Genomic DNA, 14,666 nt, shown 5'->3' with positions numbered 1-14,666 from the left:
CTTTTACCCAACAATAAAAATGCTATGCTAATTAGAGAAATCCAACAAAAAGATAATGAGTCGATTGCCAAGGTAATTCGTGATATTTTTCATGAATTAGATGCTCCAAAAGTAGGAACGGCTTATGCTGACCCTATTTTAGATACTTTATACGAAGTCTATCAAGCCTCTCGTTCTGTTTATTATGTAGTGGAACATGATGGAAATGTAGTTGGTGGTTGTGGTGTTGCTCCTTTAGAGAATGCAGATGCTTCAGTTTGTGAATTGCAAAAAATGTATTTTGCTCCCGAAATTAGAGGAACAGGTTATGCGGAGAAAATTATTGAAAAGTGTTTGGAATTCGCCAAAACTCAAGAATTTGAAATCTGTTATTTAGAAACCTTATCTTTTATGACAACAGCTCAAAAACTATACAAACGAATAGGTTTTGAAAATATCTGCGGTCCAATGGGAAATACTGGTCATAATAGTTGTGAAGTTTGGATGACGAAGAAATTATAGTATAAAGATTAAGTTTATGAAGATTAAAATTTTAGTTTTTTTATTGATATCAGTAGTTGGTTTTTCTCAGAAGAAGAAAATCAATGAAGAATATGATTATATCAATAATTATTATCAGTTTGTTTATCAGGCGCATTATGAATATTTGAAAGAAGATTATCAAAAAGCCTATGATTTATTAAAAACAGCAGAAAAGAATTGTCCGTTATTGAATCAAATGGGGATTTATGAGCCAAAAATTTTAGCAGAATGTGCAGTTAGATTAGGGAAAAATAACGAAGCGTTAGATTATATTGAATTTACCTTAAAAGAATATGGAACAAAGTTTAGTTATATTGAAAATGACTCTGTTTTTAATGAATTAAAATCTTCTAAAAGATGGAAAAAAATTAAGATTAATGCTGAAAAATATTTTAATGACTATTCCAAAAGAGTTGATTTCAATTTACGAAAAGAATTAAATTTCATGAAGAAAGAAGATCAAAGGGTAAGAACTAATGGCTTTGATGCTGAAGGAGCTAAAATTGTAGATAGTGTCAATATTGATAAGTTGAAAAAAATTGTAACCGATTGTGATTGTTACCCGAATTATTCTGTGAATCTAGTTGGTAGTTATGATACAGATGAATTTGATCCAGAAATATCAGTTTTGGTTTTTCATATCAACAAAAAAAGAGCAGAATATTGGAAACCTATTTTTCTTGACTTAATAAGAAGAGGAAGAGCACCAGCTGATATTTATGGAAAATTGATAGATAGCAATTTGAGAAGTAATGGTGTTTTTCAATACGGAATTTATAATAATGTAAAAAAAGATAGAATTGAAGATTTTGAAAATTTAGATAACCGAAGAATTGCTGTTGGTTTACCGCCTTGGCAATTAGAAAAAGATATTTACGAACTTATTAGAAAAAAATACGGATTCTAATGCTACTAAAACAATACAAAACCCACTTTTTTGATTCGTTAAAAAACATTCAAGACGAACAAGAAATCGAAAGTTTCTTTTTTATCCTAACCGAATATTTGCATAATTTAAAGCGAGTAGATGTGGCTTTGAATCCAAATTTTGAACTTTCAGAGGCAGCAATTGAAAAATGGAATGCTATTTTAGCTCAATTACAGCAAGAAAAACCCATTCAATATATCACAGGAGAAGCTTGGTTTTACGGCTTAAAATTTGAAGTTAATGAAAATACTTTAATTCCAAGACCAGAAACAGAAGAATTGGTTGAATGGGTTATTGAAAGTCAAAAGTCAAAAGTTCAAAGTCAAAAGTTAGAGATTTTGGATATTGGAACTGGTACAGGTTGCATCCCTATTTCAGTAAAAACAAATTTGCCTCATGCTAATGTTTCCGCAATTGATGTTTCCGAAAAAGCTTTAGCGGTGGCTAAAAGAAATGCAGCGTCTAACAAAGTTGAAATTCATTTTATTCAAACCAATATTTTAGAAACTGAAGATTTGAATAAAAGCTTTGATATCATTGTTTCAAATCCGCCGTACGTTCGCAATTTAGAAAAGCAAGAAATCAAGAAAAATGTCTTGGACTACGAACCGCATTTGGCTTTGTTTGTTGAAGATACTGATGCTTTACTTTTTTATAGAAAAATTGCGCAATTGGCTTTGGAAAATTTGTCGCCAAACGGATTGTTATTCTTCGAGATCAATCAATATTTAGGAAAAGAAACCGTTGAATTACTAGAAAATCTAGGTTTCAAAAATATCGAATTGAAAAAAGATATTTATGGGAATGATCGAATGATTAAGTGTAAAAAGTAAATTTGTACTAACTACTCATATCTTAACGCTTCCACAGGATCTAATTTTGATGCTTTTATCGCAGGATATAATCCAGAAACAATCGTTACAATAAAGGTTGTAATAAATGCTGCAATAATCGCCATCCATGGAATTACAAAAGCAAATCCAATTGCTGACGCAATGGCAAACCCAATCAAAATTCCAAATAAGATTCCAACAATTCCACCTAATTGGCCAATTACTAATGTTTCTGTAAAAAACTGCCATGCAATTGTACTTCGTTTCGCACCAAGTGATTTTCTTACTCCAATTTCACGTGTTCTTTCAGTAACCGAAACTAACATGATATTCATTAATGCAATTGAAGAACCAAAAACGGTAATAATTCCAATTACCCAAGCCGAAATTCCTAAAACTGCGGTATTAGAAAGTAAGGTTTGAATCAAATCATCACTACGCTCAATTCCGAAATTTTCTTTTTCTACGGGACTTAATTTACGAACTCTTCTCATGGTGATAATGGCGTCATCAACCGCTTCATCTAACAAGCCTTCGTTGGTAACCATTACATCTAAATCGTAGTTGATATTAGGAGCAGAGAATAAAGAACGCGCTACTTGTGTTGGAATCAAAACACGTAAATCTTGACTATTTCCAAATGTTGAACCTTTCTCTTTTAAAACTCCAATTACTTTGAATTTAGCACCACGGATCGAAATGGTTTTATCAATCGGATTGATATTTTCAAACAAACCTTTTTCAAAATCCGAACCTAAAACACAAACATAATTGTTATTTGAAATATCAAATGAATTGAAATTTCTACCTTTTACAACTTCTAAACCTTTATTCGGACAAAAATTTTCATCCACACCCACAACCGAAATTTCGGGATCAGTTTTCTTTTCACCATATTTTACTTCAATAGCTGAACCAGCCGTAAACGATAGGGAAGTAGTAGTAAATGGAAAACTAAATTTATCTTGAAATGATTTGGCTTCCGGATAGCTGATGATAGGATTGACACGTTGTTCGGTGTCGTTTTGATTAATTTCAGAAGAAAAATCGTATTGACTTATCGAAAAAGTATTGGCTCCCATAGAAGCAAAATCTTTCAAAATAGTATTCTCTAATGCTGAAACCACTGTTAGAATTCCAACCAAAGCCGTAATTCCAATAGCAATAATCATAACCGTTAACGAAGTACGCAAAGCCTGACTTCTAATGGAATCAAGCGCAATTTTTGTATTTTCTTTAAATAATCCTACCATGACTATAAGACTACAAATTATTTATTTTGTTACATTAAAAAAGTAATTAGTAAAAAGTAATTAGTCTTATAATTTTTTGAAGTCAGTAATATATCCGATATTTGCATTGCAAAAAATCAGAATTGTCTTATTGACACATTTTCAAATTGACACATTACAAAAATGGCACAAAAACCAAGCATACCAAAAGGAACCCGAGATTTTTCACCAGCAGAAGTGGCGAAACGCAATTATATTTTCAGTACAATTAAAACCAATTTTGAAAAATTTGGCTTTCAACCTATTGAAACACCTTCGTTTGAAAACTCAGAAACTTTAATGGGAAAATATGGTGAAGAAGGCGATCGATTGATTTTTAAAATTTTGAATTCGGGAGATTATTTGGCTAAAGCGGATGCTACTTTATTGGAAAATAGAGATAGTTTGAAATTAACAAGTCATATCTCCGAAAAAGCTTTACGTTACGATTTAACGGTTCCATTTGCACGTTACGTAGTGCAACACCAAAACGAAATCGAGTTTCCGTTCAAGCGCTACCAAATTCAACCCGTTTGGCGTGCTGATAGACCTCAAAAAGGACGTTTTAGAGAGTTTTATCAATGTGATGCTGATGTAGTAGGTTCGAATTCGCTTTGGCAAGAAGTGGAGTTGGTGCAATTGTATGACTCGGTTTTTAGTCAGTTAGGTTTAGGTGGCGTTACGATTAAAATTAACAATCGTAAAATATTATCTGGAATTGCTGAGGTGATTGGTGCTTCGGATAAATTGATTGATTTTACAGTAGCGTTAGATAAATTAGACAAAATAGGTGAGGATGGCGTGAAAAAAGAAATGTTAGAAAAAGGCATTTCGGAAACGGCGATAGAAATAGTACAACCATTGTTTAATTTCACTGGAACCATCAATGAAAAAATAGAAAAATTAGCACAATTATTAGCGAATTCAGAAGAAGGAATGAAAGGTGTAAACGAGTTGCAATTCATTTGTGATAACGTTACGACTTTAGGTTTACAAACTGCTTTCTTAGATTTAGATGTAACGTTAGCACGTGGTTTAAATTATTACACTGGCGCCATTTTTGAAGTCGCTGCGCCAAAAGGTGTGGCTATGGGTTCGATTGGTGGCGGTGGTCGTTATGATGACTTAACAGGTATTTTCGGATTGAAAAATATGTCGGGTGTTGGGATTTCGTTTGGTTTAGATCGAATTGCTTTGGTAATGGAAGAAGTTGGTTTATTTCCAGAAGCTGTTTTAGCGACTTCAAAAGCCTTGTTCTTAAATTTTGGTGACAAAGAAGCTTTGTATTCGATGAAAGCCATCGGTAAATTGCGTCAAAAAGGAATCAAAGTTGAGTTATATCCTGATAAATCAAAAATTGATAAACAATTCAAACACGCCGATAGAAGAGGAATTCCTTTTGCCGTAATTGTAGGAGAATCGGAAATAGAGCGAGAAGAATTTGGCTTGAAAAACTTAGCGACTGGCGAACAACAAAAAGTAGACTTTGCAACTTTAGTTACGTTATTACAATAATTAAAATCAGAACTTTGTTGTTGAAATTTAATAGAATTTGATATGAATGTAGACGACGAAGCTAAAAAAGTAATTTGGTCACTTCAGAACAATAAACGTACTGAAGTTGAACGAAATGTGTTTCAACCCACAGGTAAAAAACCGATGAATAAAAACTTGGTTTATATTTTGTCGGCTATCGGAATTACTTTTTTGATGAGTTTTGCGTTGTCGTTATTTTCTAAAGAAACTACCCAATTTTGTTTTTTGATTGAAAGTTATTGCTTCAATTCAACTGAAAATCCATTAGCGTACACGTTTTATATTTTCATGAATCTTTGGATTTTAATTTTAGGAATTGGAATTGCTTATTTGATTGGTAAAAAATTAGGTAATCGATTCAAAATTTAGAAAAAATTATTCCATTAATGGCGACAGAAAGTTTTCAAACCGATTTGCAACTTGCTGAAAAATTACTTTATAACGAATGTGGTTTTCAACTTCAAAATCTTATTTGGAATTCAGAAAGCACTAATTATGGAGCTTGTTCTTTTGAATTGAACAACTATAAAATTCAATATCGAGTTGCGAATATCACACCTACAAAAATTGGACAATTTGTTGCTATTTGGAAACGAAATAAGGAAGGAATAACAGCTCCTTTTGACGTTGGTGATTCGTTAGATTTTATGATTATTTCGGTACGAGATTCAGAAAATTTCGGTCAATTTATCTTTCCGAAATCGGTTTTAATTGCTAAAGGAATTGTTTCTCAAAATGATAATGGAGGAAAGCGTGGCATTAGAGTTTATGCACCTTGGGATAAACCCGAAAATAAACAAGCCATAAAAACTCAGGATTGGCAAGCTAATTACTTTATTGAAATCAAAGAGAATTTACTAGTTGATGTTGAATTGGTAAAACGGATATTTTCAATTTAAATTACCCGTTTTTAAAAATCTCTTTCACAGCAGCTTCGTAATTCTTACTATTTCCTGCTTTTTTAATCTTTTTAAAAGTCTTTTGCGGATTAGAAAATGATTCTGAAAAGTATTCCCAAAACCCTAACATTTTCATGCGAATAGGAGTTGGACCTTGTAAATACGCATCATATTCTCTGTAGATTTCATCGTGAAAAGCTTCAAAAATTTCCAATCTATTTTTCGGATATTCTGTAGTGTCGTTTTTAATCATCGAAGGTAAAAATGGATCGGCAATTAAGCCTCTTCCTATCATCCAATGATCAATAGAAGGAAAACGTTCTTGTAGTTCTTTAAATTTCGCTACCGAAGTAATATCACCATTATAATAAATCTTCTGTTTTGAAGTATCTAAACATTTTTGAAACGAATCTAAATCGACACCGCCTTTGTATAATTGTTTGCCAATTCGAGCATGAATCGCGATATTTTTAATCGGATATTGTTCTAAAATAGGGAAAACATCTAAAATTTCGGTTGGATTTTCATAACCCATTCGCATTTTCATCGAAACGATAATGTCAGTTTCATTGTGAACACGTTTTAAGATGTGTTCAATTTGGTCGGTATTTTTTATCAATCCTGAACCCATACCGCATTTTGCCACCATTGGATATGGACAACCTAAGTTCCAATTCAATTCTTTGTAACCGAATTGTTGCACATATTTCGCTACAAATAAAAATTCTTCAGCATCATTCGTTATAATTTGTGGAATAACTTCTAAAGTAGAGTTGTTTTCAGGAAGAATATCACGTTCGTACGAACCTTTTACCGCCAATTTTCCATTCAGTTTGATGTAAGGCGAATAGAAAGTGTCGATGCCACCAAAGTGTTTGTGAAAAGCGTTTCTAAATCTAAAATCGGTAAATCCTTGTAAAGGGGAAGATAATAATGTAATACTCATGCAGCAAAGATAATACAATTTTTAAGCTGCGTATTTTCTTTTATTTTACTAATTCGATTTTATCTAATTTCAGTTCAAAAGATTCATCTTTTTTATTGCCAATCAAGAAAACAATTTCTTCTAAAAATTTACCATCAAAATTTGGTAAGTTAAGTGTTTGACCTCTGAATGAAGGATATAAATCTTTTAAATTAAGTGTGATTGTTTCCCATTCTCCAGAAGTTTCAAAGGTTGTGATATAAGAATAGTAAGAATTGATATCATCTTTTATTCTGAATTGATAATTTTTACCATCGCCTTTTAATCGAATGCTAACTTTCGAGAAACCGTTGATATCTTTGGTTTTCATTTGATAACGAACCGATGAAAAACCGCCATTATTTTCGGTTGAAACTCTTCCGAAAAACATACCATTTCCATTTTCATCAATTTTAAACTTTCCGTCTGAAATTCCACCCATCACAACATCATCAATGATTCTCCATTCACGTGGATTGGTTTTTTCATTGAAGTCAAAAAGTAGAAAATCATTCATAATAAAAGGGGTTAAAACTAAAATAATTAGAAATTTCATATCGTAATTTTTAATAAAAGTACAGAAATGAATTGATCTGCTAAGAAATTTAACCTTAGGTTTAGAAGTGTTTAAGTGTGAAATCTGATTTTAAAAAAGGAAGATATTATTCTCTTTTTTGTTTGAATAACCAATCGTACATAGCATCTTCATGAAAAAGGCGTTCTACGTTTCCGTGATTCCCACCTTTGATAATCGAAAAGATTAGATTGGCTTTTTCATTACATTTTCTAATCGCATTTGCCACTTTTTGAGATTCCGAAAGCGGCACAATATAATCTATATCTCCATGCTGAATCCAAAGTGGAATGGTAGCTAATTTACAGCCATCACTAACATTTCCACCGCCGCAAATAGCAACTGCTGCTGTAATTTTATCAGCGTGTTTACCTGCAAAATGTAGAGTTCCATAACCGCCTAAACTCATACCACAAACATAAATTCGGGATTCGTCTACGTTGTAGTTTTTCTTTACATATTCTATAACTTCTAAAACTTTATCAGGATTCCAACTTCCTTTAGCTAATTGAGGAGCGACAACAATGGCTGGAATTTTTCTTCCTTTATCCATTGCGCGAAGTACACCATATCTTCTCACACGATTCAAATCGGTTCCAGAAAGACTTTTTCCGTGTAGAAAAATTAGAATCGGTTGTTTTTCTGTACTTTCTTTTTCGGGAACATTAATCCAAAACGGGTAAGTGGTTTTATCAGTTATGGTTTTTAATTGGGCATAACTTATAGAAACGTTTAGAAAGGAAAAAAAAACTATTAAAAACTTAATGACTTTCATTTTAATTGATTCAAATTTTAGAAACGAAGTTAATAGAGTTTTAAGCTAGACTTCTTTCTTGTAAAAAGGGTTTAATTTGCAAAAGTAAGTATTTGTAAATTAATTATGTTTCAATTTTGATTCTATATATTTTGTATATATTTTATTTGAAATACTATCCTCTAAATCATTTTTTTTCTGAATTTTAACGTGCAATTTCTTAAATTCAATGTTTTCGTTAGTTCCAAATGGATTTTCCGAAATTTGAACCATTAATTGAATGATGTTTTTTTCTATAAAGTTAAGTTTAAAAACACGTTTGTATTTTTTATTAAAAGTGGCATAATTATGCAACACTAATTTATAGTTTTTTAATTCGTAATGAATAATAAGATTTAAAATCTCGGTTTTGATGAACGATTTAGGGCGATCTTCTAATTTAAATTCGTTCAGAATTAGATTAACATATTTTAAGCTTTGAGATAAGTTTTTATTGATTAATAAGATACATGCAAATTGATAATACATGCCAATAAAATAATAAGGCTCAATATTAAATTTATTTTCTTTTAACGATTTAAGAACTAATTGCATCATTTTTAATCCTTCTTCAAAATTGTTATTGAAAATTAAAAATTCTAATTCTGCTTGGTTGGTATGAAAGAAAATACGCTCTTGCGCTACACTTTTTTGAAAGTCTAAGATGTTTTCAAATCCACGTAATGCTTCAATTTTGTTATGAAAAGAGGCATCGTCACTTTTTTTGTAGATATCAATTACACGGGTATAAACAGAAATATAATCCAAAGGATTTTCTTCTTTATAAAACGGATTATTGTCAAAAACTTCAATTGTTTTTTCTAAGTTGAGTAATTCCCTATCTTTTTGATTGATAACATGAAAATAGTTAGCAATTGTTAAAAAATAAAATATTTTTGATTGAACAGAATGTAGGCTTAAACCATCTTTTTTAAAAATTGCATTTCCAATAATTTTATTGAATTCTTCGACAATTCCTTCATAGGGCATTTTACCTACATTGTTTTTTAAAAAGTAACTATGATAATATAAATCGGTAATTTCTCTATTCTCTTTTATGTAATTAAAGTAATTATCAATTTTTTCATTAACCGACATGGCGCCGTAGAACCCTTTTGAATATCCCATGCATTTTTTTTCCCAATTCAGTAATTCAAGAATTAAGATTTCATTTTCGTTTTTGAGACTTAACTTTTTTGCTTTTCTAATAATTTTTAAGCATTCGTCATATAAACCTTTATAAAATAAAATTTCAACCGACTTAATATGATTTTGAAGTTTTAGACTGATGGTTTTCTCGTGGTGGAATTCGTTTAAAGATCGAAGTATAATTTTGTTTAGATAATTAATATCGTACGAAATGTTTTTATCCGAATAATCTTGTTCTTTTACATGTTTCTTTAAAGTATCTTCAGAGATTGTTTCGTTACTGTTGATAATATCAAAAAGTAATAGGTATTTATTCTGACTTCCAAAAATATTTTTATTGATAAAGATCTTAAAGTATCTTTTTTCGTTCATAGACATTGATTCTATGAGTTTTTTGCTTTCGTTTATAATCATGGTATGTTATTCTAAAACCCAAAAATAGGTAATTTTTGTATAATTATGTGATTCTTCTTTATTTACTTTTGAACAAATGATTAACAGCATGTTAAATAATTGCTAATAATTAAATCAACACGATTATGAATAATACTTTACTCTCTATTAGATTCAAATTATTGTTGTTCGGAACACTTTTTTTCTTTACGAATGTGTTTTCAGCCAATATATATGTAAATGATGGTTCAGCTATCAATGATGTATACTGTTCGGCTTTTGGAAATGATACAAATTCGGGTTTAACAGCTGCATCTCCAAAGTTGACACTTGCTGCTGCTTATGCAATTGCAACTAGTGGAGATATAATTTATGTTGATTCAGGAACATATATTAGTACAGGAACAATTGCATTTAATAAAAATAATATTCAAATTATTGGTGCAGGAGCTGCAAATACAATTTTTGAATCTGGTTCTGTATCTGGTACTGTTAGATGGGGAAATCTTACTGCAAATGATGCAATTTTCAAAGGAATTCAAATAACAAAATATGATTGTGCATCTGATGGAATAGCTATGACAATTTCTTCTGGAACAGGAATAATTTTTGATCAAGTCATTATTTACGCTAACGTTGGATCTGGAGGACAAGGGTCGTTATATATTTCAGGTTCAACTACAAGTGTTACAATTAAGAATTCTTCTTTACCATGTAATAGAGTAGCTTCAGCGAATTATGGAGGCGCTCTAAAAATAAATAATGCTACTGTTAATATTGAAAATTGTAGCATGAATAATAATGTGATAAGTGCTTTAGATGGGGGGGCAATTTTAATTCAAGGAGCCTCTGCAAATGTAACCATCACAAATTCTACTTTTGATGCAAATGGTGCTACAACTGGAGGTGCAATTGCTCATAAAGGAGGAACATTGACAATATTGAATTCTTGTTTTGATAGTAATATTACTGCTGGTTTGGGTAGTACATTTGGAGGAGGAGCTATAATAATTAGTCCTTCAGTGGACTCGAATGTAACTATTTCTAATTGTAGTTTTTCAAATAATTCAACAACTGAAACCTCTTCTGATGGTGGTGCAATTACTATAACTAATACAAGTAGTCCAATATGTAATATTAATATAAAATCTTGTTCGTTTACTAATAATAACGCAGCTGATAAAGGTGAAGATATTAACTTTGATAGGTCTAATACTCCTCCTTTCGATATAATTTTAGAAAATAATACTTTTAACTCAGTTTATTCAAGTACCCAAGTAAATTTGCATAATCAAGATCTTCCAACGGCACAAATTAAATTCCAACAATTAATAGGTTTTGGTGCTAATGGTGATATTGTAGCTGACGGAAGTGGAGTTGCTATTTCAAGGCCAGAAATGTCTGGTAATTATACGGAACTTTCAACAATGCTTCCAGTAGGTTTGCCGCAAACAATTTGTAACGATCGTTTCACTGGTACTTGTGGCGCTGCTTCAGCAACATTTATTTGTTCAACATTGAATACTTGGGGAGATGTAACTACAACTGCCTCAAATACAGATGTAGTAACTTTTGATAAGGGAGCAAATCTACCAAATACTATTACAGCAGCAACATGGGCTACTTCCGTAATCACTTTTACAAAAGCTACTCATGGTTTAGTTGTCGGCAATTGGGTTGTAATTGAAGGATTTACACCTGCTGGATATAATGGATATTATAAAGTTACAGCTGTTCCTACAACTGGGACTTTTAGAGTTGCTAAAACTACTAACCCAGGAACTAGTACTGTTTTAGGTACATTTACAAAAGGCACACCTATTGGATGGTCAAGAAAAACTATTCCAACAATTGATGAACATGTAATTATTGATTACGACTATAATACATCAACTTATGGTAATATTGACGCTTGTGTAATGACTGTAAAAACAGGAAAAACACTTGTAATAGATATCGACAGTAAATTAAATGCTGGTGTAGATGAGTTGGGAACCTATGTTTACGTCATAAATTCTATTTTCAATAATGGCACAATAAACGTAAAAAGCAAAGGTAACTTGGTTCAAGTAAATCATCCAAACGATTTAAATAATGAGCCTATTGTAACTCCAAATATTAATTTTACTAAAAGTACAGGAAATAAAATACGTTGGGATTATGTTTATTGGAGTAAGCCTGTCAGCAATGCAATTCTTCCAACATTTAATACCAATTTTGATATTAAATATTATTGGGATCCTGATTTTTGTGTTAATGGTGTGAATTTTAGTTATCAAGGTTGGAGATCATTAGTAAGTGAGCCAACGGTGGGTACGGGTTTTATTACAAGAGTAAAAACAAGTGCAGGAACCACTCCAACAAATATTACTTTAAATTATTCAGGAACATCAAATAATGGGAATTATAATGCAACTGTTAAATATTATGATACAGAGCATAATGCATTTAGAAATTTCACATTGTTAGGTAATCCTTATCCAGGTGCCATTAAGTTTGAAGATTTTTATAATGAAAACGCAGACAAAATTTATGGAACCGTTTATTTATGGTCTGCCAATACACCTTATCCTGGTAGTGGACTTTATCAACAAGCAGATTACGCTTCATTTAATTTAACAGGAGGTGTTGGAGTTCCAAGTGCTACAACGCAAACTCCAAATGGAATTTTGCCAAATGGTTATATTGCTTCTGCTCAAGGTTTTATGGTGCGTCCTAAAGTGAACGGAACAGTATTGTTTACCAATAAACAAAGAACAAAAGATATACCAAGTAACAATCAATTTTATCGTGGAGCAAATGAAGAAAAAGATAGATATTGGTTGCGTTTAGCTGATGCTAATGGTCGATATAATGAATTATTAGTGGGTTATCTTCCTGGAGCAACTAACGATTTTGATGAAGCCTATGATGGTCCGATAAATTCATTATCTCCAGTTAAATTTTATTCTATTTTAGGAAATGAAAAATTAGTTATTCAAGGAAAACCTGAATTTGAAGTTACAGACATAATTCAATTGGATTATTCGTTAGCAAATCCAACTACTATGTTAACGATTAGTTTAAGTAAAAAAGAAGGCGTTTTCAATACACAAAGTATTTATTTACATGATAAAAAATTAAATTTTTACCATGATTTAACACAAGCAGCTTATTTCTTTTATCCAGATAATACCTTAAATAGATTTGAAGTAGTATATAAATTAAATGGATCCGATGAGGATGTAATTGAAGATGAAGAAATAAATATTCAAGCAGCTATTTTAAATTCGGAATTTACAGTTACAAGTAATATTCCACTTTCAAAGATTGAATTATTTGATATTAATGGGAAGCTTATATCATTTGACGAATTAGAGCAAAATAATCTTGTTTTTAATAAAAATGTTTACTTGTCTACAGGGGTTTATCTTGTAAATATAACTTGTATTAACGGTATAAAAAAAGTAGTTAAAATTTTAAATCAAAACTAAAAAATGAAGAAGTTTTATAAAATAATAGTAGTATCAATAATTTTGTTCTTTACATATTTAACTACCTATTCCCAAATTACAATTAACAATACATTGTATACTCCAACTCAGTTAGTGGATGGAGTATTGGTTCCGTCAACAAGCGGGACAACAATATCAAATGTTGTATTTAGAGGTGTTTATAATGATGTAAGTGGAGGTATTGCGAGATATCAAGTAGGTTATTTTTCAACAGCAACTACAACTTTAGCGCAATTAGGCTTTACAAATGGAGTTGTTTTAACTACAGGTCACACATCAACTATTCCATTGACATTAGGAGTTCATCCGGGTTCTGTAGGACAGATGGCAACAAGTTATACATCGTGTACAGCAGGTGAAATTAGACAAGGTGGAGGCTGCCCTGCAGGAATTAATGATTTAGATGTCTTGGCTGGTGCACAAAATTATTTTAATGCTGCAGTATTAGAGTTTGATTTTGTTCCAGTAGAGAATTCTGTAACATTTCGTTATATTTTTGGTTCAGAGGAATACACAGATAATAGTGGTTTTATTAATTATCAGTGTTCTTCTTACAATGATAAATTCGGTTTTTTAATAAGTGGTCCTGGAATTGCTGGTGGCCAAGGTTTTACTAATAATGCAAGAAATATTGCTCGTTTATCTAATGGTTCAGAAGTATCTATAAATTCTGTAAATAATGGAGTTGTTGGATCAAGTGGTGGTGCTCCAAGTTCTGCCAATTGTATTGCCGCTAATGGGAGTTGGGTACAAAATACCCCAACACCTGAATACTTAGGAACTATTGATGGAACACAACTTAATGGTAACACAAGAATTTTGACAGCAACACAGACAGGTTTAACCCCAGGTCAAACGTATCATATAAAATTAATTGTTACAGATGTAAATGATGGAACTTATGATAGTGTTGTTTATTTAGAAGCAGGAAGTTTTACTACTGAGTTTTCTTGTAATGCTGGTCCTGATCAAGCTTTATGTGCAGTAACTTCAACAACTCTTGCGGCTACTTCTCCTGCAACGGGTACTTGGAGTGTTGTTTCCGGTACTGGTACATTTGTTTCAAATACAAATCCTAATACAGTTGTTAATGGCCTTTCTTTAGGTGCTAATGTATTCAGATGGACTGCTTCAGATTTATCTTGTACTTCAGATGTTACAGTTACAGTAGGTAGTGCACCAAATGCAGGAAGTAATGGAACTTTAACTGTATGCCAAGGAACCACACCAACAAATGCACAGTTATTTGCAGCCTTAGGCGGAACACCAACTTCAGGTGGAACATGGACAAACGTAGGATTAGTTTATAC

General features: G+C 31.6%; 13 protein-coding genes. 8 read left to right on the top strand and 5 right to left on the bottom strand.

Going from position 1 to position 14,666, the window contains the following annotated elements; all coding sequences use genetic code 11:
- Positions 1–24: 24 nt before the first annotated feature.
- Genes C8D80_RS11395 through prmC form a run of 3 tightly spaced genes read left to right on the top strand, consistent with a single transcriptional unit; the run spans position 25 to position 2,283 of the window.
- Positions 25–501 (top strand): GNAT family N-acetyltransferase, encoded by a 477-nt coding sequence (locus C8D80_RS11395; RefSeq protein ID WP_133610511.1) that lies wholly within the window; start codon positions 25–27, stop codon positions 499–501.
- A gap of 16 nt (positions 502–517) precedes the next feature.
- Complete coding sequence (locus C8D80_RS11390) at positions 518–1,429, top strand: hypothetical protein (RefSeq protein WP_133610509.1); 912 nt, start codon at positions 518–520, stop codon at positions 1,427–1,429.
- A complete protein-coding gene (gene prmC / locus C8D80_RS11385; RefSeq protein ID WP_133610507.1) occupies positions 1,429–2,283 on the top strand; it encodes a peptide chain release factor N(5)-glutamine methyltransferase in 855 nt (284 codons plus the stop codon). Before C8D80_RS11390 ends, prmC begins: the two co-directional genes overlap by 1 nt.
- 11 nt (positions 2,284–2,294) lie before the next feature.
- On the opposite strand, the gene C8D80_RS11380 is transcribed toward prmC, so the two are convergent.
- Positions 2,295–3,536: an ABC transporter permease gene (locus C8D80_RS11380; protein ID WP_133610505.1), complete on the bottom strand. Its 1,242-nt coding sequence runs from the start codon at positions 3,534–3,536 to the stop codon at positions 2,295–2,297.
- 162 nt (positions 3,537–3,698) lie between these two features.
- Between C8D80_RS11380 and hisS the strand changes: the two genes are divergently transcribed.
- From hisS to C8D80_RS11365, 3 genes are read left to right on the top strand one after another with little or no spacing between them, the layout of a single operon-like run.
- Entirely contained in the window at positions 3,699–5,069 is a 1,371-nt protein-coding gene (gene hisS / locus C8D80_RS11375; protein WP_133610503.1) for a histidine--tRNA ligase, read from the top strand.
- A gap of 42 nt (positions 5,070–5,111) precedes the next feature.
- Entirely contained in the window at positions 5,112–5,459 is a 348-nt protein-coding gene (locus C8D80_RS11370; RefSeq protein ID WP_133610501.1) for a hypothetical protein, read from the top strand.
- Positions 5,460–5,476: 17 nt separating this feature from the next.
- On the top strand, positions 5,477–5,989 hold the full coding sequence (locus C8D80_RS11365) for a MepB family protein (protein WP_133610498.1): 513 nt from the start codon (positions 5,477–5,479) through the stop codon (positions 5,987–5,989).
- A 1-nt stretch (position 5,990) separates the two neighbouring features.
- Here the strand turns inward: C8D80_RS11365 and C8D80_RS11360 are convergent, their stop codons facing one another.
- The 4 genes from C8D80_RS11360 to C8D80_RS11345 form a co-directional block, all read right to left on the bottom strand.
- The gene (locus C8D80_RS11360; protein ID WP_133610496.1) at positions 5,991–6,935 is read right to left on the bottom strand and encodes a tRNA dihydrouridine synthase; all 945 of its coding nucleotides are present in this window, start codon (positions 6,933–6,935) and stop codon (positions 5,991–5,993) included.
- Positions 6,936–6,975: 40 nt separating this feature from the next.
- The gene (locus C8D80_RS11355; RefSeq protein ID WP_199757204.1) at positions 6,976–7,509 is read right to left on the bottom strand and encodes a CIA30 family protein; all 534 of its coding nucleotides are present in this window, start codon (positions 7,507–7,509) and stop codon (positions 6,976–6,978) included.
- A gap of 106 nt (positions 7,510–7,615) precedes the next feature.
- A complete protein-coding gene (locus C8D80_RS11350) occupies positions 7,616–8,302 on the bottom strand; it encodes a carboxylesterase family protein (protein ID WP_133610494.1) in 687 nt (228 codons plus the stop codon).
- A gap of 99 nt (positions 8,303–8,401) precedes the next feature.
- Positions 8,402–9,841, bottom strand: coding sequence for a hypothetical protein (locus tag C8D80_RS11345; RefSeq protein ID WP_133610491.1), 1,440 nt, complete (start codon positions 9,839–9,841; stop codon positions 8,402–8,404).
- A 167-nt stretch (positions 9,842–10,008) separates the two neighbouring features.
- Between C8D80_RS11345 and C8D80_RS11340 the strand changes: the two genes are divergently transcribed.
- Complete coding sequence (locus tag C8D80_RS11340; protein WP_133610489.1) at positions 10,009–13,335, top strand: T9SS type A sorting domain-containing protein; 3,327 nt, start codon at positions 10,009–10,011, stop codon at positions 13,333–13,335.
- Positions 13,336–13,338: 3 nt separating this feature from the next.
- On the top strand, positions 13,339–14,666 hold a 1,328-nt coding region (locus C8D80_RS11335), incomplete at its 3' end, for a choice-of-anchor L domain-containing protein (protein WP_211341871.1).

This window comes from Flavobacterium cheniae (assembly GCF_004363695.1).
Classification (GTDB): Bacteria; Bacteroidota; Bacteroidia; order Flavobacteriales; family Flavobacteriaceae; genus Flavobacterium; species Flavobacterium cheniae.
Note: the sequence above shows the minus strand (reverse complement) of the source record. Positions and strands in the feature narration are given on the sequence as shown.

Excerpts from the sequence above, each read along its gene's own strand:
- prmC (WP_133610507.1), top strand. The coding sequence starts at position 1,429 with ATGCTACTAAAACAATACAAAACCCACTTTTTTGATTCGTTAAAAAAC.
- C8D80_RS11395 (WP_133610511.1), top strand. The coding sequence starts at position 25 with ATGCTAATTAGAGAAATCCAACAAAAAGATAATGAGTCGATTGCCAAG.
- C8D80_RS11360 (WP_133610496.1), bottom strand. The coding sequence starts at position 6,935 with ATGAGTATTACATTATTATCTTCCCCTTTACAAGGATTTACCGATTTT.
- C8D80_RS11380 (WP_133610505.1), bottom strand. The coding sequence starts at position 3,536 with ATGGTAGGATTATTTAAAGAAAATACAAAAATTGCGCTTGATTCCATT.
- hisS (WP_133610503.1), top strand. The coding sequence starts at position 3,699 with ATGGCACAAAAACCAAGCATACCAAAAGGAACCCGAGATTTTTCACCA.
- C8D80_RS11355 (WP_199757204.1), bottom strand. The coding sequence starts at position 7,509 with ATGAAATTTCTAATTATTTTAGTTTTAACCCCTTTTATTATGAATGAT.
- C8D80_RS11350 (WP_133610494.1), bottom strand. The coding sequence starts at position 8,302 with ATGAAAGTCATTAAGTTTTTAATAGTTTTTTTTTCCTTTCTAAACGTT.
- C8D80_RS11365 (WP_133610498.1), top strand. The coding sequence starts at position 5,477 with ATGGCGACAGAAAGTTTTCAAACCGATTTGCAACTTGCTGAAAAATTA.
- C8D80_RS11370 (WP_133610501.1), top strand. The coding sequence starts at position 5,112 with ATGAATGTAGACGACGAAGCTAAAAAAGTAATTTGGTCACTTCAGAAC.
- C8D80_RS11390 (WP_133610509.1), top strand. The coding sequence starts at position 518 with ATGAAGATTAAAATTTTAGTTTTTTTATTGATATCAGTAGTTGGTTTT.
- C8D80_RS11345 (WP_133610491.1), bottom strand. The coding sequence starts at position 9,841 with ATGAACGAAAAAAGATACTTTAAGATCTTTATCAATAAAAATATTTTT.
- C8D80_RS11340 (WP_133610489.1), top strand. The coding sequence starts at position 10,009 with ATGAATAATACTTTACTCTCTATTAGATTCAAATTATTGTTGTTCGGA.